Here is a 17,714-nt window from a genome sequence, read left to right on the forward strand (position 1 = left end):
GCTCCTTGAATGAGTTCGGATGAATCCGGGATGGAAAAATTCGGACGGCGAAGTATCTAGCAAAAAGGTGAGCAAAAACCGTACCCGGGTCTCCATTACGGGAAAACCGGGAGCGGATTATGGCCCCAGCGGCCCTCACCACTCACGCAGCGTCCGAAACGCTTTGCTGCAGGGCCCACATGCGCGCATAGGCGCCGTTCTTCTCCAACAAGACCGCGTGCGGTCCGCGCTCCACGATGCGCCCTTGCTCGAGCACGAGGATTTCGTGCGCGTCCACGACCGTCGAGAGCCGGTGCGCGATGACCAAGGTGGTCTTGCCCCGCGCCACGCTCTGTAGTTCAGCCTGAATGGCGCGCTCATTGGCGCTGTCCAGGGCAGAGGTGGCTTCGTCGAAGATCAGAATGGGCGGATTTTTCAGCAAGGTGCGCGCGATGGCCACGCGCTGTTTCTCGCCGCCCGAGAGCTTGAGACCGCGTTCGCCCACCATGGTGTCGTAGCCCAGGGGCTGGGCGCTGACGAAGTCATGGATGTGGGCAGCCCGGGCCGCGGCCTCGATTTCCTCGCGGCTGGCGCCCCGCTCGCCAGGACGACCAGGGTCCTCGGTGCGACCGTAGCCGATGTTGTAAGCGATGGTGTCATTGAACAGCACGGTGTCCTGCGGCACGATGCCAATGGCCTGGCGCAGGCTGGCCTGGGTCACCTGTCGGATGTCCTGCCCCGCGATGCGGATGCTGCCGCCCGTGATGTCGTAGAAGCGGTAGAGCAGGCGCGCCAGCGTGGACTTGCCCGCCCCCGAAGGCCCGACCACGGCCACGGTCTTGCCCGCCGGAATCTCGAAACTCAGCCCCTGCAAGATCGGGCGGGCGGGATCGTAGGCGAAGCTGACGTCGTCGAAGCGCACGTTGGGCGGTCCCTGCTCGGGCAAGACGAGCGCCTCCGCGCCCGACGCATCCGCCACTTCACGCTCACGCTCCAGCAAGGTGAACATCTTGTCGATGTCGGCCAGGCTCTGCTTGATTTCACGGTACAGCACGCCCAGGAAGTTCAGCGGGATGTAGAGCTGGATCATCAGGGCGTTGACCATCACCAGGTCGCCCAGCGTCATGCGGCCGTCGGCCACGCCGGACGCGGCGCGCCAGAGCATGGCCACCAATCCCGTGGCAATGATGAGCTGCTGCCCGGTGTTGAGCAGGCTCAGCGTCATCTGGCTCTTGATGGCGGCGCGCCGGTACTGCTCCAGGTGCTCGTCGTAGCGGCGCGCCTCGAAGGCTTCGTTGTTGAAGTACTTGACCGTCTCGTAGTTGAGCAGGGAATCGATGGCGCGGCCATGCGCGTTGCTGTCCATCTCGTTCATGCGACGGCGGTACTGGGTACGCCACTCGGTCACCGACACGGTGAACACGATGTAGGCGACCAACGCCGTCAAGGTGATCCAGACGAACATCGGATCGAACTTGAGCGCGAGCAAGCCCAGCACCAGGGCGAACTCGATCAGCGTGGGCAGGATGCTGTAGAGCGAGTACGAAATGAGCGTGTTCACGGCGCGCGTGCCACGCTCGATGTCGCGGGTCATGCCGCCCGTCTGCCGCTCCAGATGGAAGCGCAAGGACAGCGCATGCAAGTGACCGAAGACCTGCAAGGACAGCTTGCGCGCGGCGCCCTCGGTCGCCTTGGCGAAGATGAGCTCACGCAACTCGGTGAACAGCGAGGTCGTGAAACGCAGCGCGCCATACGCCAGCAAGAGCGCTGCCGGCACGATCACCGCCGCCGCCACCGCAGTGCTCATGCCGGTGGCGCCGCCCATGCGGTCCACCAATTCCTTAAGGAGCACCGGCACCCCCACGTTGGCGAGCTTGGCGCAGACCATGAAGCCCAGGGCCGCGAGCACCCGCCATTTGTAATGCCAAAGGTAGGGGAACAACTTGGCCAGGGTGGACCAGTCCGAGCGTCGCGCGCCAGCGGGCGCGGCAGGTGGCGTGGTCACGGCATTCAGGAGCGCGCCCGCACGGCGCGCGGGATGGTCAGCATGACCGCGCATGGGAAATTTCCGGGAGGGAGTGAGACAATTCGTGAGGTCCGCCGTATGCGGATTGTTTTCAGGAATTGTCCCCCATGTCGCTTGCCCCCGTTGCCCGCCCCGCCAATCTCGGTCCCGCCACCCCACCTTCCGACGAGGAGCTGGTGCTCAAGGTCATTCCCATGCCCGCGGACTGCAACGCCAACGGCGACATCTTCGGCGGCTGGGTCATGGCCCAGGTGGACTTGGCGGGCTCCGTCATACCGGCTCGTTACGCGGGTGGGCGCATGGCCACCGTCGCCGTCAATGAGTTCCTGTTCAAGCAGCCCGTGCGTGTCGGCGATTTGCTGAGCTTCTACTCCAAGCTGGTGCGCATCGGCCGGACGTCACTGACCGTCAAGGTGGAAGTTTTTGCCGAGCGCATCCCTGCCCAAGGGCAGTTCGTCAAGGTCACTGAAGCCACCTTGACTTATGTCTGCATCGACGAGCAGGGCAAGCCGCGGGAAGTGCCACACCGACCCGCGATGACAGCCGGATGACCGACCAGGCTCAAAGCCAGCCTCTCAGTCGGTAAGCCGCCAGCCCCAGCAATTCGTGCAAGGCCAATTGCCATTTGGCGGCGCCCTGTGACAGGGAGTACTGGTGCCAGGGCGTGGTCAACCCGGCGCGGTAGTCGGTCGGCCAAGGCGTCACGTTCCAACCGGCCTTGCGAAAGGTTCGCAGGGAGCGGGGCATGTGCCACGCCGAGGTGATCAGCAACCAAGGGCGCGTGCGGTCCACGCCGGGCAAGGCGGCGCTGAACACGGCGTTGTCGTGCGTGTTGCGCGAGGCGGACTCCAATAACAGCCGCGCTGGCGGTACGCCCTGCTCGACATAGAAGCGGCGCGCACGCTCTGCCTCACTTGGGCCAGAGGCCAGCAACTCGCCCTCGCCCCCCGTGTAGAGCAACACCAGCCGTGGCTCACGCTGCAAGAGCGGCAGAGCCGCGGTCAGACGCTCGGCGGCGCTGTTGAGCGCGGGCTGGGCATGCCCTTCCCAGACGTAGCTCGACTCCGTGCTGCCCCCCAGCACGATGACACCGGCGTACCGCGACAGATCCAGCGGGTCAGGTGCGGGCTGCTGGGCTTCAAGCTGGCGCAAGACGGCATCGGGCAAGGGCTCCCAGCCCTGCAGCAGCAATACCAAGAGAGCCGCCCACAGCAAGCCCTGCCCCGTGCGGCGCCAGCGGCGTTGCAGCAGCAAGCCCACGAAAAGCAAGGCGACCACCCAGGCCAAAGGCTGGGTGAGAACGTTCAGGAGCTTGGAGAGGACGAACATGGGGCCATTGTGGCGGCCCTAGGGACAGCCATATTCAGACCTTACTGAAATCCGGTTTGCGCTTTTGCCTACGGCGAAAACGTCAACGCCCTGCCGGGCCTGCTCTGCGGGCAGCCGACTTCAGACTTTGCTGAAGTCGGGTTTCCGTTTCTCCATGAAGGCTCCGAAGGCTTCGCGGGCGGCAGGTTCGCGCAGCATGCGGCCGAAGCTGGCCCCCTCCTCGCCCATGCGCGCGTTCACTTCCACGTCCAGACCTCGCTTCATGAGACGCTTGGTCTCGACCAGGGCGCTCAAGGGCTTGGCCGCGAGCTTGCGGGCCTGGGCCTGGGCGTAGGCATGGGTTTCGGCAGGCGCGAGCACGCGGTTGATGAGCCCGACTTCCAACGCGGCCTCGGCCATGAAGGGCTCGCCCAGCAGCAGGGCCTCGGCCGCGCGGTGGTAACCGAACATGCGCGGCACCAGCAGGCTGGAGGCGAACTCAGGGCACAGGCCCAGATTGACGAAGGGCATGGAGAAGGCCGCGTTGTCTCCCGCGAACACGAGGTCGCAATGGAACAGCAGGGTGGTCCCAATGCCCACGGCGGGGCCGTTGACGGCGGCAATGGCGGGCTTGGGGAATCCCGCCAGGGCGCGCATGAAGCGCCAGACAGGGGCATTCTGATCGGCCGGGGGCGCGTTCAAGAAATCGCCGATGTCGTTCCCAGCCGAGAACACGGTCTCGCTGCCCTGGAACACCAGCACGCGCACGCTCGCGTCCGCCGCCGCGGCTTCGACCGCATCGGCGAGTTGCGCGTACATGGCGGAGGTGATGGAGTTCTTGCGCTCGGGGCGGTTGAAACTCAGGGTGGTGATGCCGGCTTCGGTGTGGACAAGGATGTCGCTCATATCGGGTCTCCTGGGTGAGGCTGTGTTGCGGGCTACGAGGCTACGCTTTGTAGTAGACGATCTGATGGCTGGTGGCGAGCAGCACGCCCGCCTCGTTCCAAAGTTGCGCGGACTGGTCAAAGAAGCCGTTGCGGAACTCCTGCGCACTGGCCTGACCGAGCAGCCAGCCTGGGCCCGTGGCTTGTAGTTCTTGCGCGCTGGCGTGGAAATAGGTCGTGATCGACACCGTGCCGGCGGGCGTGTAGGTGGCGCGCCGCAGCCAGACGCGTGGAAAGAAAACATCCGAACAGGCCAGCAGCGAGCAGAAGTCCAGCGGACGCGGCGGCTGGTCACGGATCCACAGCCGCGTGGTGCTGTCGGTGCCCAAGCGATCGTCCCAAGTCTCGGGAATCGAACCGCTGACCGGGCGCATCTCGTACTGGCCCAACCAAGCCATGGCGCGCTCGAAGCCCCGCGCCGGCAGCTCGGCCGGCGCCGGAACCTGCGGCATGGGCCGGTCACTCAGGCTCCAGGTCTCGCGCCGCACCGCCGTCACCGCCGTGGCTGTGGTGACGACCTGGGGCTGGCCGTCTTCGTTGTTCTGCACGATGGCGGCCGTCCAGTGCTGGGTCGAGCGGTTGGTGCGCGCGGGCAGCACCTGCACTTCGAACGGCCCCTGCGTAAGCGCCGCCGCGTAGTTGACCGTGATGGACAAGGGCGCGCCCAGCAGATCCGGATGGCGCAGGATGGCGGCCAGCACCACCGCCGCCGTGCTGCCGCCAAAAGGCCCCACCATGTTCCAGTAGTCGGCGCTGGTGTGGCCCGCAAAACGCGCGGGCAGGCGGTCCGTTCCGACTGGTTCCAGCCGCAGCGCGGCGTCGAATGCATGCATGCGTGAGGCCCTCAGAAGCGGGAATCGCGGGCGTAGTGCTCGTCCGCGAAGGATTGAAGCACCCGGGCGCTGCGCGGCCACAGCGCCTTGCGCATACTGTCGCGGAAGAAGCCGAAATGGCCGATGCGCGGCAGCTCAACTTCCGCCGGTCGGATGACTTCGAGCGCCTGGGGTGCGGAGGCATACAGGGCCAGCAGGCTGCGGGTGCCCTCCAAGGTCATCATCTCGTCGTCGCTGAAGGACCAGGCGCGGATGGCGTAAGGCGCACTGGCGTAGAGATGCTCCACCTCGTGCCCTTCGGCGACCATGTAGCGTGGGTGCAGGCACCAGCGCCGCCACTGGCGAATCACCCCCGCCGGCAGGTCACCCACCATGCCTAGGCGTCGCCCCGGAAAATAGCCGCACAGCAAGGTGGCCACAGGCACCGCGAAGTACCAGAAGAACAGCACGCGACGGCGCAGGGGCGGCGCATTCTCGCGCCAGTAGCCACTGCCCGCCGCCAGGCTGAACAAGCCATCCACGCGCTCGGGGCGCTCGAACAAGCCCGGCAACTGCGCGCCCAGGCTGTGACCCAGCAGGTAGAGCGCCAGTTGAGGTCGCTCTTGGCGAGCGTGCTTCACGACCGCTTCGTAGTCGCGCGCCCAGTCAAACAGATCGGCTTTGAAGCCTCGCAGCCGACCACCTGGCACGAAGGCCAGGGAGTCGCCATGCCCACGGTAATCGAAGGTCCAGACCCGGTAACCCTCCTGAGCCAGCCAAGTCGCGTAGGCCGCGTAATAACTCTGCGGCACCCCCATCGCGCCACCGACGACCACGGTGGCCCGGGCCTCGCCCGCAGGTTCGAAAACACGCGCGGCCAGGTTCGCACCGTCGACGGTCAGGGTTCGGATTTGCATGGCGAAGCTCCTGCGTGGGACCAGCGGCCGGTTGGACCGGTCCGCCGTTTGTCAGACGCGCTCGAAGATGCCCGCCGCGCCCTGGCCCATGCCCACGCACATCGTGACCATGCCGTACTTCAGGTTCTTGCGGCGCAGCGCGTGCACGACCGTGGCCGCGCGGATGGCGCCGGTCGCGCCCAGGGGGTGGCCCAGCGCGATCGCGCCGCCCATGGGGTTGACCTTGGCGGGGTTCAGGCCCAAGGTGCGGATCACGGCCAGCGACTGCGCGGCGAACGCCTCGTTCAGTTCGATCCAGTCCATGTCCTCGTGCTTGAGGCCGGCGTAGCGCAGCGCGGCCGGAATGGCCTCGATGGGGCCGATGCCCATGATGTGCGAGGGCACGCCCTTGGAGGCGAAGCTGACGAAGCGCGCCAGCGGCTGCAGATTGAAGCGCTTGACAGCGGACTCGCTGGCCAGGATCAGCGCGCCCGCGCCATCGCTGGTCTGCGAGCTGTTGCCCGCCGTCACCGAGCCGCGCGCGGCGAACACGGGTTTGAGCTTGGCCAGCGCCTCCACGGTGGTGTCGGGGCGCGCGCCTTCGTCCAGGTTCACGCTGCGTTTCTTGATGGAGACCTCGGCGGAGGCCAGGTCCACCGAGCGGTCGGCCACTTCGATGGGCGTGATTTCGTTGGCGAAGTCACCGGCCTTCATCGCGGCAACCGCTTTCATGTGGGACTTGTAGGCGAACTCGTCCTGGTCGTCGCGGCTCACCTTCCACTGCGTGGCCACCTTCTCGGCCGTCAGACCCATGCCGTAGGCGATACCGTAATCGTCCACGTTGTCGGTGTTGACGAAAAAGTTGGGCGAGAAGGACGGCACGTTGCCCCCCATGGGAACCATGCTCATGCTTTCCACGCCCGCGGCGATCATCACCTCGGCCTCGCCGACGCGGATGCGGTCGGCCGCCATCTGCACGGCCGACAGGCCCGAGGCGCAGAAGCGGTTGACCGTGATGCCGCCCACGCCCACGGGCAGGCCGGCCATGACGGCCGCGATGCGCGCCACGTTCAGGCCCTGAGCCCCTTCGGGAATGGCGCAACCGGCCACCACGTCCTCGATGGTCTTGGGGTCCAGGTTGGGCACTTGGGCCAGCGCGGCCTTGAGCGTGGTCGCCAGCAGGTCATCGGGCCGCATGTTGCGGAAGAAACCGCGGTGCGAACGGCCGATGGGCGTGCGCGTGGCGGCAACGATGTAAGCGTCTTGCACTTGTTTCATGATGATTCCTTTGCTGCCGCTCAGTTGCGCACGGGTTTGCCGGTGTTGAGCATCCCGAGGATGCGCTCCTGCGTCTTGGGGTGCACGATCAGGGAGCAGAAGGCCTTGCGCTCCAGCGCCATCAGGTACTCCTCGCTGACCAGGGTGTTCGCATCCGCGTCGCCGCCGCAGACCACTTCGGCGATCAGGCTGGCGATGTGGAAATCGTGCTGACTGATGAAACCACCGTCGCGCATGTTCACCAACTGGCCCTTGATGGTCGCGATACCGCTGCGGCCCGCCACCGGGAACAGGCGCTTGAGCGGCGCGCGCCAGCCGCCCTGGTACATGGCCTTGGCTTCGTTGAGCGCGACGTAGAGCAGTTCGTCCTTGTTCGGCACGATCACGTCGCTGTCCAGCAGGTAGCCGAGCTTGCGCGATTCCAGCGCGCTGGTGCCCACCTTGGCCATGGCAGCGGCGGTGAAGCCGTCGGTCAGGAAAGGCAGCAGTTCCTTGTTGGTCGAGAAGGCCGCGTTCTCGGCCGCGCGGCGCGCGATGTAGGTCAGGCCGCCCGCGCCCGGCACCAGGCCCACGCCGACCTCGACCAGGCCGATGTAGCTTTCCATGGCGGCCACGCGGCGCTGCGAATAGACGGCCAGCTCGCAGCCGCCGCCCAGGGCCATGCCGCGAATGGCCGACACCACCGGCACGCTGGCGTAGCGCAGGCGCAGCATCATTTGCTGCATCTCGTGCTCGGCCCCCTCGATGGCGCCCACGCCAGCCACCATGAAGGCGGGCAGCGTTGCCTGCAGGTCCGCGCCCACGCTGAAAGGCTCGTCGCCGGACCAGATCACCAGGCCCTGGTAATCCTGCTCGGCGATCTCCACCGCGCGCACCAGGCCTTCGACCACGCCAGGGCCGATCGCGTGCATCTTGCTTTTGATGCTGGCGATCAGCACGCTGCCGGTCACGCTGGTCCGGTTGTCGTCCAGCGTCCAGATGCGGATGGCCTCGTCCTCGTGCAGGGTGATGCCCGCCGTCTTGTACTTCGGCGAGCCGTCGCCCAGCAGGCTTTCGCGGAAGTACTGCAGTTGGTAGACGGGCAACTGGCGCCGGGGTTGGAACTGGCCCGTCGTCGGGTTGTAGGACCCCTTGGGTGTGTGCACGCCACCGGCCTTCACCACCGCGTCGCTGAACACCCACTTGGGCAGCGGCTCCTTGCTCAGCGCCTTGCCCGCGTCGATGTCGGCTTGCACCATCTTGGCCACCTCAAGCCAGCCGGCTTCCTGCCAAAGCTCGAAGGGGCCCTGTTTCATGCCGAAGCCCCAGCGCATGGCCAGGTCCACGTCGGCGGCGGTGTCGGCGATGGTCGCCAGATGCACGGCCGCGTAGTGGAAGCTGTTGCGCAGGATGGCCCAGAGGAACTGGCCCTGCTTGCCTTCGGCGTTGCGCAGCAGCTTGAGGCGTTCGCCCGCGGGCTTCTTGAGCATGCGCTCGTAGACGGCGTCGGCCTTTTCACCGCCCGGCACGTAGTCCTTGCCCTCGAGGTCGAAGCGCAGGATGTCGCGGCCCACCTTCTTGTAGAAGCCTGCCTTGCTCTTCTGGCCCAGGTTGCCCATCTCGATCAGGGTCTTGAGCACGGCCGGCGTGCCGAAACTGCCGTAGAAGGAATCGCTCTTCTCGTCCAGGTTGTCCTGCAGCGTCTTGATCACGTGGGCCATGGTGTCCAGGCCCACCACGTCGGCGGTGCGGAAGGTGCCGCTGGACGCGCGGCCCAGCTTCTTGCCCGTGAGGTCGTCCACCACGTCGTAGCTAAGGCCGTAGTTCTCGACCTCCTTCATCGTCGCCAGCATGCCGGCGATGCCCACGCGGTTGGCGATGAAGTTGGGCGTGTCCTTGGCGCGCACCACGCCCTTGCCCACGGCGCTGGTCACGAAGGTTTCAAGCTGGTCCAGGATGGCTGGCTGCGTCGTCGGCGTCGCGATCAACTCCACCAGGTACATGTAGCGCGGCGGGTTGAAGAAGTGAATGCCGCAAAAGCGCGGTTTAATCTCGGCCGGCAGCGCCTCGGACAGCTTGGTGATGGACAGGCCCGAGGTGTTGGAGGCGACGATGGCGTGCTTGGCCACGTGCGGCGCGATCTTCTTGTAGAGATCGAGCTTCCAATCCATGCGCTCGGCGATGGCCTCGATGACGAGGTCGCATTCACCGAGCAGGCCCAGGTTCTCTTCGTAGTTGGCGGCCTGGATCAGCGCCGCGTCGTCGGCCACGCCGAGCGGCGAGGGTTTGAGCTTCTTGAGGTTGTCGATGGCCTTGGTGACGATGCCGTTCTTCTGGCCTTCCTTGGCGGGAAGATCAAACAGCACGACCGGCACCTTGACGTTGACCAGATGGGCCGCGATCTGCGCACCCATCACGCCCGCGCCGAGCACGGCGACCTTGCGGACTTGAAATCGGGACATGGTGATGTTCCTTGTTGTGTTGGTTTACTGAACCCGGTTCCAGACCTGGGTTCGGTAGAAGGGGCCGAGGTAGCCACGCACCTGCAGCTTGGCCCCGCCCTCGATGGGCGTCAACTTGAGCTTGTAGGTCTTGCCTTTTTCAGGGTCGAGGATCTCGCCGCCTTCCCAGACAGCCTCGCCGCGGTTCTGCTTCGCGCCGCGGATGATCTCCAGCCCGACCATGGGCTGATCCTTGCGGTCGCCCTCGCATTTCGCGCAGAGGGCCTTCGGGTCCGCGCCCTTGCGCAGCAATTGCTCGATGCGGCCCGCCACCACACCCCCGTTCTCGGTGATGGTGATCAGGCTCTTGACCTCGCCGGTCTCATCGTCGATGGTGTGCCACTTGCCCACGGGGGTGTTCTGGGCCCAAGCCACCGTGGCGGCCAGCCCCAGGCTCAAGGTCAGCACAAGCTTGCAATGGGTGCGCATGCCGGTCTCCTTCTTCAGCATCTCGTGATCAAGCCAGGGCCAGATGGGTGTCCATCAGGGACTTGGAACCCGCGCGGGCCGTGCGCATCAGCGTCGCCGTCTCGGGGAAGAGCTTGGCGAAATAGAAGCGCGCGGTTTGCAGCTTGGCTTGGTAGAAGGGATCGGTGTCACCACTCTTTTCCTGTTCCGCGATCTTCTTGAGCGCGACGGAGGCCATGCGGGCAAAGAAGTAGCCGAACACCATGTGGCCGGCGACGCGCAGGTAATCCACGGCGGCGGCGCCCACCTCGTCCGGGTTCTGCATGCCCTTGAAGCCGATCTCCATCGTGAACTTGGTCATCTGCTCGGCCAGCACGGCCAGGGGGCTGATGAACTCGCTCATCTTCTCGTTCACGCCTTCTTCCTCGATCAGCGCGCCGACGATCTTGCCGAACTTCTTGAGTGTCGCGCCGTTGTTGCCCAACACCTTGCGGCCCAGAAGGTCGAGCGACTGCACGGTGTTCGTGCCTTCGTAGATCATGTTGATGCGGGCATCGCGCACGAACTGCTCCATGCCCCATTCCTTGATGTAGCCGTGACCGCCAAAGACCTGCTGGCACATCACGGTGGCCTGGAAGCCGTTGTCGGTCAGGAAGGCCTTGATGATGGGGGTGAGCAGGGCCAGCAGTTCGTCGCTGTCCTGGCGCACCTGCTCGTCGGGGTGGTGGAGGTGCTGGTCCAGCAGCAGCGCGCAATAGCAAGCCAGGGCGCGGCCACCTTCGGCGTAGGCCTTGGCGGTCAGCAGCATCTTGCGCACGTCCGGGTGCACGATGATGGGATCAGCTTCCTTGTCCTTGGCCTTGGTGCCGGACAGGCTGCGCATCTGCAGGCGGTCCTTGGCGTAGGCCAGGGCGTTTTGGTACGCCACCTCGGTCAGACCGAGTGACTGGTTGCCCACGCCGAGGCGAGCGGCGTTCATCATCACGAACATGGCCTGCAGGCCCTTGTGCGGCTGGCCCACCAGGGTGCCCACCGCGTTGTCCAGGACCATCTGGCAGGTGGCGTTGCCGTGGATGCCCATCTTGTGCTCCAGGCCACCGCAGTAGATGCCGTTGGACTCGCCCAGGGATCCGTCGGCCTTGAGTTGGTACTTGCTGACCGCGAACAGGCTGATGCCCTTGCTGCCCTTGGGCGCGTCGGGCAGGCGGGCCAGCACCAGGTGAACGATGTTCTCGGTGAAGTCGTTGTCGCCCGAGCTGATGAAGATCTTGGTGCCGTTGATCTTGTAGGTGCCGTCGGCCTGGGGTTCGGCCTTGGTGCGCAGCAGGCCCAGGTCGGTGCCGCAGTGCGGCTCGGTCAGGCACATCGTGCCCAGCCACTCACCGCTGACCAGCTTGGGCAAGAACTGCTTCTTCTGCGCCTCGGTGCCATGGGCCTGCAGGCACTCATAGGCGCCGTGCGACAGGCCGGGGTACATGGTCCAGGCCTGGTTGGCCGAATTCAGCATCTCATAGAAGCACTGGTTCAGCACGAAAGGCAGGCCCTGACCACCGAACTCCGGGTCGCAGGACAGCGCGGCCCAGCCCCCTTCGATGTACTGCGCATAGGCTTCCTTGAAGCCCTTGGGCGTGGTGACCTCGCGCGTCTGCGGATTCAGCGTGCAGCCTTCCAGGTCGCCGCTGATGTTGAGCGGGAAAAGCACCTCGGCGGCGAACTTGCCGCCCTCTTCCAGCACGGCGTTGATGGTGTCGGCGTCCGTGTCGGCGTGGCGCGGGATCTGCTTGAGCGCGCCCGTGACGTCGAGCATCTCGTGCAACACGAATTGCATGTCACGCAGGGGCGGGGTGTAGCTGGGCATGGTGTACTCCTTGTGTGTTCGAAGGTTGAATTGAAAAGCCTGTTTGTGTAAGCCTGATGGAGGAACCGCTTGATCTTGATGGGGTGCCAGCTCAACGGCCGCCCATCGAGTAACGCGCGAGGATCTGCTCAAACGCTCTTTGCGCCCGCTCGATGGAGCCGGGCGTCTGGAGAAAACGCGCCTCGTAGTGCACGGACAAAATCAAGCCGTGGATTTCGAAGCAAATCTGACGCACATCCGCGTCGGCGACCAACTGCCCCTCTTCCTTGGCGAGGGTCGCGGCGCGCTCCACCGCAGCCAGCCAGACCCGGACCGAACTGGCCAACGCGTCACGCACGGGGCCAGGACGGTCGTCGAAGTCGATCGCGCCGCTGATGAAAATGCAGCCCGACTGGATTTCTTCCGTCACCCGCTTCATCCAGTTCTCGAACAGCGCGCGCAGACGCGGCAAGCCCCGCGACTCCTTGATCGCCGGATAGAACACCTCCTGCTCGAAGCGCTGGAAGTATTCATGAATGACGGAAATCTGCAACTCCTCGCGTGAACCGAAATGCGCGAACACGCCGGATTTGCTCATGCCCGTGGACTCGGCCAAGGCGCCGATGGACAATCCCTCCAGCCCGGCCTCGGCCGCCAGGGCTAGGGCGGCATCGAGGATCACCAGGCGGGTCTGCTGCCCCTTGTGCAAGACGCGGCTTGGCGCTGCGACCTTGGCGGCAGCGCTGCGGCGAACGGGTTTGCGGCCGGAAACGGCGAGCTGGGACATGAGAAAAAAATAAAACGAACGGTCGTTCTATTTTGCCTCAAAAATTGTCCTCGTCAATCATGGGTGGAACCGCACACCCCGCCATTGCGAACACAAGACTTCCGGCACGGCCCTGTGAGGCTGCCCTGCGGCTCAGCACGTCGAACCGCTTGCTCTCGTCCAGCTTTTACAGTGCCAGGGCCTGTTCCTGTTCACACGAATTGCCCGCGTGCGAACGGGGTCTGAACAGGCCCAACAGGTCCTAGTCCTGCGACATCGGGCCGAAGGGCCGGGGCGGGAAGAACACGGCGCGCGCTGCCGGGCGGTCGTAAGCGTGGCGCAGGTAGACCAGGAAGCGGTTGGCCTCGTAGTCCGGCGAGCGGTCCAACTCGATCAGCCCTCCCAGGAAAGTGTGCCCGCTCAGCTGGTATTCGGAGGACCAGGCCAAGGAACGGCCGCTGCCGCGGCTCGGGCCACCATCGTAGTAGGCGTTGATGCCCGAGGCGACGGCGGCGTCTTGCAGGCTCGCGTCGGTGGGGTAATACGGGGCGCGCTCCGTGGTCGACCAGGAGGTGGACACCGACGCCCGCGCCAGCCAGGACCAGCGCTCCGAACGCTCGCCATAACTCAGCGGCAAAGCGAGGGAACGGTAATGCTCCGGGCTGTAATAGCCGCCGTGGCCATAGGTGTACTCGCCGCTGTTCTCGGAGAAGTGCCAGACCATGCCCGTGAGCCCGATCTGCAGCACGCGGTTCTCCTCGTTGATCACGCGCATCTGCCCGCCCGCCATCAGCTGCAGGCGGTCGTTGTCGAGCACCTTGCGTCCGCTGAGCCGGTGCAGGCCCAGGGAAGACCAGGCACCGTAACGCCCCCCGTCGTCCAGGCTCAGCCCCAGGCGCACGCCCGTGGCCTGCACACCGCCCCAGGTGCGGCCGGTCCTCGGGTCTTGCGCGCCGGCATAGGACAAGACGCTGCCGGTGACCGGGCGACGAGACAGGTCCAGCGAATAGCCCAAGGGCCCGAGGTCACCGCGGTGCAAGATGCCGCCCACCCAGCTCTGCACCGGAAAGCCAATGGGCGTGGTACCCAGGTCATATCGGGTGTCCCCGCGCTCCAGGCCCACGTTCAGGGCCAGACCCTCGGCGTGTTGATCCGGGGCTTGATCGCAGTCGGCCTGTGAGGTGCACAGGGCCGAACTGCCCAGCAATCGCCGCTCGTAAGTGCTGGCACGCGACCAATCGAACAAGCCCGCGTCCAGCCGCACGAGATCGGCGCGCACGGCCCAGCGCCCCTCCTCGCGTTGCGGCCACAGCCACTCCAGGGGCAACTCCGTGGCCTCGTAGCGGGACACCCCCGAGGTGCCGGGGCTCGTTCGATGATCGACCCCCGCGGACAGCCAGGTGGTGTCGCGCTCCAGCAGCGTGCTCAAGGTACGCTGATCCGCGGCGCTGGGCGCGGGGTCGGCGGCGAGCGCACGCTGCTGGTAGTCGATGGCCACGGCGATGCGGCCCTCTTCGCGCGCCAGGCGCGCTGCGTACGCCAAGGTGCGGGCATGCGGCGCTTGGCCCGACCGCGCCTGGATGACACGCCAGGCGCGTTCCCGGTCGCCCAGGGCCAGCAGGGCGGCGATGAGGTCGGCGGCCTGGTCGGGCGTGGCCTGCTGGACCCGGTCGAGTTGCGCGTCGATCAGCACCTGCGCCTCCGCCTGGCGAGCGCCAGCCACCAGCAACTCGATCAAGCCCAGCGCGGCCTCGGTCTGATCGGGGTCGTCGCGCAACAGCGCGCGGTAGTCGGCCTCGGCGCGCTCGGGATTCAGTGCTGCCTCGCGAGCGATGCGGCGCACTTGCAGACGCCGCTGCAATTCCAAGATGCTGGCATCGCGGCGCGCCGGGGCGATGCCCTCCAGCGTGGCCAGGGCCGCGGCGTCCTGCTCCAGGCTGGACTGGTAAAGCGCGTAGGCGTGCAACACACCCACGCGCTCGGCCTCGCTCAGGGCGTGCGAGGGAGGCAATGGGCGCGATGGACGCGACAGCAAGGTCTTGAAGAGCGCCTCGCCCCGGTCGGCGGCACCCCGGGCGGCGTACAAGCGCGCCAGCCGCAATCGCAGCCAGGGATCGTCGGCATCGTCGCGCGCCGCGCGTTCCAGCAGCCGGATGGCGTCGTCGTCACGGCCTTGGGCCAGCGCGCTGGCGGCCTGCTCCTGGTAGAGATTGGCGCGGGCCGCCGCCACGGCGGCCAGCAGCTCACTCGGTGGACGATCCAAGCGGCTCAGCAACACACGCGCGTCGCGCTCGCGGCCTTGGCGCAGGTAGAGCGTGACCAGCGCCTCGGTCGCGCCGGCGTGGTCGGGCGTCAACACCAGCGCCTGCTTCCAATGCCGCTCGGCGTCCGCATCGCGGCCCTGGGCGGAGCGCAAGCGCCCCAGCAGCACCCAGGCCGCAGGTTCCGCCGCGTTGACGGCGAGGGCTTCGTTGAGGCGGGCTTCGGCCCGCGCGTCGTCGCGAACGTCGAAAGCCTCTCCCGCGTCGCGCATCGCGCCCCAGTAGCGCGAGACCGCCAGCAGTTCGCCCCAGCGGCCGTTGGCCGGGTCGCGTTCGCGGGCCCGGCGCAACTGCGCTTGCGCCTCGGCATGCCGGCCTTGGCGCATGCGCAGCACACCCAACCCGCCGATCACCTCGGCGTCGTTGGGCCGGGCGGCCAGCGAGCGCAAGAGCAAGGCCGCGGCGACGTCGCGCTGGGCCGGGTCATCGCGCTCCACCAGGGCCAGCCCCCGGCGGCCCGCCCGGTAGGCCGGGTCCGCCATCAGGGCGCGTTCACGCTCAACCGCGGCACGCAGACCCGACAGGTGTTCCTGGACCGCACTGTCTTCACCCTGCTCCTGCGCCAGGTAGGCTTGCACCAGCTGTACGTTGGCGGGCGCGGCTGGCAGGCGCAGCATTGCGCGTCGCCAGGCCGCGCGTGCGGACCGCTCCAGGGGCGGGTACAGCGTCAACTGCCGCAGGGCCTGCAAGGCGTCGGCATCGTCGGGGCGGCGCTTGGTGACATGCTCAGCCCAGGCCAGCCGGTAACGCGGCGTGTCGGGGTATTGCGTGATCAAGCGTGTCAGGCCGGCCAGAGCGGGCTCCCAGCCGAGCTCGGTGTCGGCCACGATCTTCCAGTATTCAAGTGCCAGATCTCCCGTGGGCGGCCCCACGGGATAGAGCTCGCGCAACACCGCCAGGGCTTGGGCGGGCTGCCCATCGCGCGCCAGGGCGCGCGCCTGCGCCAGCCGGGGCTGGTCCACGCCGTCGAGGCGGAACAAGGTCTCGAGCCGGGCGATGTCGGGGTGCTCGGGACTCAGGGCGCGCAAACGCTCCAGCCCTTGACGCGCCGCCTGCGGCTGGCCCGCACGCCGTTCGATGTAGGCCAGCTGGGCGACGCCATCCGGATCGTCAGGAAACACGCGCAGCAGCTTGGCCAGCACCTCGCGTGCCCGGTCGTCGCGGTCACGTTCCTGCCAGAGTCGGGCCTGCGCGAGCAAGGCATCGTGCGTCTCTTGCGCCTCTTGCGCGTCTTGCACCGCTCGGGGGTCTTCGCCCGGCGCCGCGCGCGCCGCTTGCCCAGCCACGCCGCACAGCAGGGCCAGCACCAAGGCGATGCGCCAGCCAGCAGGACTCAGGGTGCCGCGCATGACCAGCGGGGAAGCAAGGCGCCATCCGGCGCGAAACGGTACTGGCCCTCGAACCAGCCCACTCCGAACAGGGCCAGCACCTGGTCATAGTAGTTGTCTCGGCCCGCGAACACCGGCCCCAGGGGCGGACGTGACAGACGCTGTCGCTGAGCCTCGGCGGCCTGCGCCTGCCCCGCGACCTGCAACAGGGGAAGCAAAGCCGCCGAGAAGCCGGCGGGGCCAGCCCCCTGCGCATTCCCCGTGGCGGTGTCCACCCGCAACGGCGGCTGACCCATGTCGGCCACCTGCCGGACCATGGGCGCGAAGGTGTCGAGCAAGATCGCGCGCGCCGGATCGGCTTCGTGCACCATGCCCGCCCACAGGTAGACGCGGATGGCGTCGTAGCTGCCGACCCCCTGAGTGCGCGGGTCGGCGGTGAAGGCGCCCGCCTGGTGCAGCACCCAGTCCGGCGCGTAACCGCGCGGCGCGGAACTGCGCAACACGGTCAGGGAACTGGCCGCGACCCGCGGCCAGAGGGTGTCGGGGTAGAGGCGCGCCAGGCGACGCAGCAGCTGCGGCGGGACGTAGCTCGGGTTCAGGCGGTAGCTGCCCGGCTCGGTGCCCGAACCGGGCGCGAAGCCCCAGGGCCCCGGCAAGAGCGTGGGGCCCAGCGGGGAGATGTCCACCACCTCCTCGCGCAGCACGCGCGCGGCCAAGGCCTGGGCCAGCGCGGCGTAAGGCGGTGCGTTCCACAGACGGGCGGCTTCGCCCAGGGCGTACACGATCCAGAGGTCGGCATCCGAGGCGGCGTTGGCGTCGATCACGCCCCAGCTCACCTGTCCCGCCGCGTCCTGACGCCGCCCCCACAACCAGGCGGGCAGGCGCGCGCTCAGATCGCCCGCGGCCAAGTTGTCTTGCGTCCAGCGCAGCAGTCGATCAAAGGCCGCGCGGTCGTTCGCGACCAGGGCAAAAAACAGCGCGTAGGACTGCCCCTCGGAGGTGGTTTGGTGCAGCGGCGTGGACGCATCGATCACCCGCCCATCGGCGCTGATGAAGCCCTCACGGAATCGCACCCAGTCGGGCCATGCGGTGCTGGTGCTGGTGCTGGTGCTGGTGCTGGTGCCAGGGAGCCTAGACGCTGCGTCAGCGAGGTCCGCCGCATCCGACCGGGGCGATGACGGTGTCGGCGAGGTAGACGTCCAGGCCACCGCCTCACAGCCAGCGGCAACCGTGACCGCGCCACGGCCTTGCGCCGCCAGCGTCAGGAACAGCGCCGGCACGAGCGCCAGCAACCCGCGTTTGTTCATGCGCGGCCACGCCCACGGCGGGGG

13 protein-coding genes are annotated in these 17,714 nt (G+C 67.0%); 1 reads left to right on the forward strand and 12 read right to left on the reverse strand.

Annotated features, from left to right (window positions below; genetic code table 11):
- Positions 1 to 142 precede the first annotated feature (142 nt).
- Positions 143 to 2,038 carry an ABCB family ABC transporter ATP-binding protein/permease gene (locus HGR_RS02995; RefSeq protein ID WP_006296599.1) on the reverse strand — a complete coding sequence of 632 codons (1,896 nt, stop codon included), beginning with the start codon at positions 2,036 to 2,038 and terminating at the stop codon, positions 143 to 145.
- 74 nt (positions 2,039 to 2,112) lie between these two features.
- On the opposite strand from HGR_RS02995, the gene HGR_RS03000 reads away from it, so the two are divergent.
- Positions 2,113 to 2,556: an acyl-CoA thioesterase gene (locus tag HGR_RS03000; protein WP_006296600.1), complete on the forward strand. Its 444-nt coding sequence runs from the start codon at positions 2,113 to 2,115 to the stop codon at positions 2,554 to 2,556.
- Between the two features lie 10 nt (positions 2,557 to 2,566).
- Here the strand turns inward: HGR_RS03000 and HGR_RS03005 are convergent, their stop codons facing one another.
- From HGR_RS03005 to bcsZ, 11 genes are all read right to left on the reverse strand, one after another.
- Positions 2,567 to 3,334 (reverse strand): YdcF family protein, encoded by a 768-nt coding sequence (locus HGR_RS03005; RefSeq protein WP_006296602.1) that lies wholly within the window; start codon positions 3,332 to 3,334, stop codon positions 2,567 to 2,569.
- A 120-nt stretch (positions 3,335 to 3,454) separates the two neighbouring features.
- Positions 3,455 to 4,219: an enoyl-CoA hydratase gene (locus HGR_RS03010; RefSeq protein WP_006296603.1), complete on the reverse strand. Its 765-nt coding sequence runs from the start codon at positions 4,217 to 4,219 to the stop codon at positions 3,455 to 3,457.
- Positions 4,220 to 4,259: 40 nt separating this feature from the next.
- Positions 4,260 to 5,090 carry an acyl-CoA thioesterase gene (locus HGR_RS03015; protein WP_006296604.1) on the reverse strand — a complete coding sequence of 277 codons (831 nt, stop codon included), beginning with the start codon at positions 5,088 to 5,090 and terminating at the stop codon, positions 4,260 to 4,262.
- Between the two features lie 11 nt (positions 5,091 to 5,101).
- Positions 5,102 to 5,986, reverse strand: coding sequence for an alpha/beta hydrolase family protein (locus tag HGR_RS03020; RefSeq protein ID WP_006296605.1), 885 nt, complete (start codon positions 5,984 to 5,986; stop codon positions 5,102 to 5,104).
- Between the two features lie 51 nt (positions 5,987 to 6,037).
- A complete protein-coding gene (locus HGR_RS03025) occupies positions 6,038 to 7,243 on the reverse strand; it encodes an acetyl-CoA C-acyltransferase (protein WP_006296606.1) in 1,206 nt (401 codons plus the stop codon).
- A 20-nt stretch (positions 7,244 to 7,263) separates the two neighbouring features.
- Positions 7,264 to 9,684 (reverse strand): 3-hydroxyacyl-CoA dehydrogenase/enoyl-CoA hydratase family protein, encoded by a 2,421-nt coding sequence (locus tag HGR_RS03030; RefSeq protein ID WP_006296607.1) that lies wholly within the window; start codon positions 9,682 to 9,684, stop codon positions 7,264 to 7,266.
- 24 nt (positions 9,685 to 9,708) lie between these two features.
- Complete coding sequence (locus HGR_RS03035) at positions 9,709 to 10,152, reverse strand: DUF2147 domain-containing protein (RefSeq protein WP_039852185.1); 444 nt, start codon at positions 10,150 to 10,152, stop codon at positions 9,709 to 9,711.
- Positions 10,153 to 10,180: 28 nt separating this feature from the next.
- Complete coding sequence (locus tag HGR_RS03040) at positions 10,181 to 11,989, reverse strand: acyl-CoA dehydrogenase C-terminal domain-containing protein (protein WP_006296609.1); 1,809 nt, start codon at positions 11,987 to 11,989, stop codon at positions 10,181 to 10,183.
- 91 nt (positions 11,990 to 12,080) lie between these two features.
- A complete protein-coding gene (locus HGR_RS03045; protein ID WP_006296610.1) occupies positions 12,081 to 12,755 on the reverse strand; it encodes a TetR/AcrR family transcriptional regulator in 675 nt (224 codons plus the stop codon).
- 241 nt (positions 12,756 to 12,996) lie between these two features.
- Complete coding sequence (locus tag HGR_RS03050; protein ID WP_006296611.1) at positions 12,997 to 16,404, reverse strand: cellulose synthase subunit BcsC-related outer membrane protein; 3,408 nt, start codon at positions 16,402 to 16,404, stop codon at positions 12,997 to 12,999.
- Positions 16,389 to 17,714 (reverse strand): cellulose synthase complex periplasmic endoglucanase BcsZ (gene bcsZ, locus HGR_RS03055; protein ID WP_272941483.1); only part of this gene is annotated, 1,326 nt, incomplete at its 5' end. The genes HGR_RS03050 and bcsZ, both read right to left, overlap by 16 nt.

The organism is Hylemonella gracilis ATCC 19624 (genome assembly GCF_000211835.1).
Taxonomy (GTDB): domain Bacteria; phylum Pseudomonadota; class Gammaproteobacteria; order Burkholderiales; family Burkholderiaceae_C; genus Hylemonella; species Hylemonella gracilis.

What these genes read in the sequence shown, in the direction of transcription:
- HGR_RS02995 (WP_006296599.1), bottom strand. Translation starts at nt 2,038, where the DNA reads ATGCGCGGTCATGCTGACCATCCCGCGCGCCGTGCGGGCGCGCTCCTG.
- HGR_RS03000 (WP_006296600.1), top strand. Translation starts at nt 2,113, where the DNA reads ATGTCGCTTGCCCCCGTTGCCCGCCCCGCCAATCTCGGTCCCGCCACC.
- HGR_RS03005 (WP_006296602.1), bottom strand. Translation starts at nt 3,334, where the DNA reads ATGTTCGTCCTCTCCAAGCTCCTGAACGTTCTCACCCAGCCTTTGGCC.
- HGR_RS03010 (WP_006296603.1), bottom strand. Translation starts at nt 4,219, where the DNA reads ATGAGCGACATCCTTGTCCACACCGAAGCCGGCATCACCACCCTGAGT.
- HGR_RS03015 (WP_006296604.1), bottom strand. Translation starts at nt 5,090, where the DNA reads ATGCATGCATTCGACGCCGCGCTGCGGCTGGAACCAGTCGGAACGGAC.
- HGR_RS03020 (WP_006296605.1), bottom strand. Translation starts at nt 5,986, where the DNA reads ATGCAAATCCGAACCCTGACCGTCGACGGTGCGAACCTGGCCGCGCGT.
- HGR_RS03025 (WP_006296606.1), bottom strand. Translation starts at nt 7,243, where the DNA reads ATGAAACAAGTGCAAGACGCTTACATCGTTGCCGCCACGCGCACGCCC.
- HGR_RS03030 (WP_006296607.1), bottom strand. Translation starts at nt 9,684, where the DNA reads ATGTCCCGATTTCAAGTCCGCAAGGTCGCCGTGCTCGGCGCGGGCGTG.
- HGR_RS03035 (WP_039852185.1), bottom strand. Translation starts at nt 10,152, where the DNA reads ATGCGCACCCATTGCAAGCTTGTGCTGACCTTGAGCCTGGGGCTGGCC.
- HGR_RS03040 (WP_006296609.1), bottom strand. Translation starts at nt 11,989, where the DNA reads ATGCCCAGCTACACCCCGCCCCTGCGTGACATGCAATTCGTGTTGCAC.
- HGR_RS03045 (WP_006296610.1), bottom strand. Translation starts at nt 12,755, where the DNA reads ATGTCCCAGCTCGCCGTTTCCGGCCGCAAACCCGTTCGCCGCAGCGCT.
- HGR_RS03050 (WP_006296611.1), bottom strand. Translation starts at nt 16,404, where the DNA reads ATGCGCGGCACCCTGAGTCCTGCTGGCTGGCGCATCGCCTTGGTGCTG.